Source organism: Pedobacter sp. HMWF019 (genome assembly GCF_003061025.1).
In the GTDB taxonomy this organism is placed as follows: Bacteria; Bacteroidota; Bacteroidia; order Sphingobacteriales; family Sphingobacteriaceae; genus Pedobacter.
In genome coordinates this window covers 1-2114 of sequence record NZ_QAIL01000418.1, presented here as the reverse complement: position 1 = coordinate 2114, position 2114 = coordinate 1, and the positions used below count along the sequence as shown (strand labels likewise).

Annotated in this window: 1 protein-coding gene; it reads right to left on the bottom strand. The window is 40.8% G+C overall.

The window, feature by feature from the left end:
- Positions 1 to 101: 101 nt before the first annotated feature.
- A complete protein-coding gene (gene gyrB / locus DBR11_RS22365; RefSeq protein WP_108554833.1) occupies positions 102 to 2060 on the bottom strand; it encodes a DNA topoisomerase (ATP-hydrolyzing) subunit B in 1959 nt (652 codons plus the stop codon).
- Positions 2061 to 2114: the final 54 nt, after the last annotated feature.

Below are 2114 nucleotides of genomic sequence, written 5' to 3'. Positions count from 1 at the left end.
GGCATAAAGCTGTTATTAATTACAAGAAATTGCAGTTAAAACTGTATAAATAAAAAAGGCCGGTGAATTAAAATTCACCGGCCTTTTTCCATAAAGATCAATTAGGCATCGATCTTCGCATATTTTGCATTACGTTCAATAAAATCACGTCTTGGTGCTACCTCGTCTCCCATTAACATAGAGAAAGTATGATCACACTCTGCAGCATTTTCTATCGTTGCCTGTAATAAAGTACGGGTTGCAGGATTCAAAGTGGTATCCCACAATTGTTCTGCGTTCATCTCACCCAAACCTTTGTAACGCTGAACGTGTACACTTTCTTCTTTACCTGCACCTTTTAAACGCTGAACAGCTGCATCACGTTGTACATCATTCCAGCAATATTCAAAATCTTTACCTTTTTTAACCTGGTACAATGGCGGAGCAGCAATATAAACATATCCAGCCTCAATCAGCGCCTTCATATATCTGAAGAAGAAAGTTAAGATCAATGTGGTAATGTGGGATCCGTCGATATCCGCATCCGTCATAATCACAATCTTGTGGTAACGCAGCTTCGTTAAATTTAAAGCCTTATCGTCTTCCGGAGTACCGATACTCACACCAATTGCAGTAAACATATTCTTGATCTCGTCATTTTCGTAGATCTTATGTTCCATTGCTTTTTCCACGTTAAGGATCTTTCCTTTCAAAGGAAGGATAGCCTGGAAATTACGGTCACGGCCTTGTTTTGCCGTACCACCCGCAGAATCTCCCTCCACCAGGTAAATTTCACATCTTTCCGGATCGCTGTCTGAACAATCGGCCAGTTTACCAGGAAGTCCTGAACCGCCCATTACACTCTTCCGTTGAACCATTTCACGTGCTTTACGTGCCGCAGCACGTGCAGTTGCCGCCAGGATCACTTTATTGATGATCAGCTTTGCTTCTCTCGGGTTCTCCTCTAAGTAATTATTTAACGCCTCACCAACAGCCACATCAACCGCACCCATCACCTCAGAGTTACCGAGTTTGGTTTTAGTCTGACCTTCAAACTGAGGCTCCTGTACCTTTACAGAAACAACAGCGGTTAAACCTTCACGGAAGTCATCACCAGTAATTTCGAACTTCACATTCTTCAATAAACCGGATTTATCTGCATAAGCTTTCAGTGTACGGGTCAACCCCCTTCTAAAACCTGCAATATGTGTTCCCCCTTCATGGGTATTGATGTTGTTCACATAAGAGTGTACATTTTCTGTATAACTATCATTGTACTGCAAGGCCAGCTCAACAGGAATCCCACTTTTAATTCCTTCTACATAGATCGGTTCTTCAATCAATGAAGGACGATTACCATCCAGAAACTGAACAAATTCTTTCAATCCACCTTCCGAATGGAAAAGTTCTGTCAGGAACTCACCGTTTTCAAGAGTTTCACGTTCATCTGTTAAAGTCAGTTTAATTCCTTTATTCAGGAACGCAAGCTCTCTTAACCTGGAAGCAAGTGTATCATAACGATACTCGGTGGTTTGTGTAAAGATGGTTGGATCCGGAGTAAAGGTTACAATCGTACCTCTTTTTTCCGTTTCACCAATAGACTTCACATCATACAAAGGTTTACCAATATTGTATTCCTGTACCCATATTTTACCTTCCCTGTGTACTTCTGCTCTTAAGTGTGTAGACAAAGCGTTTACACAACTTACCCCAACACCGTGCAAACCTCCGGAAACCTTATAGGTATCTTTATCAAATTTACCACCGGCATGCAGCACGGTCATTACAATCTCTAAAGCTGATTTTTGCTCCTTTGTATTGATACCGGTTGGAATACCCCGGCCGTTATCTTCAACCCGGATAGAGTTGTCTTTTAAAATATTTACATAGATGGTATCAGCATGTCCTGCCAATGCCTCATCAATTGAGTTATCGACTACCTCATAAACCAAATGGTGCAAACCTTTAACTCCGGTATCTCCTATATACATCGAAGGGCGCTTACGCACCGCTTCCAAACCTTCTAATACCTGTATATTATCTGCCGAATAATTTGACTTTGGATCTTTTTCTTCGCTCATAAATTTTAATAAAAAATATAAATACAAAAATAACGAATTATGCCCAATTAACCC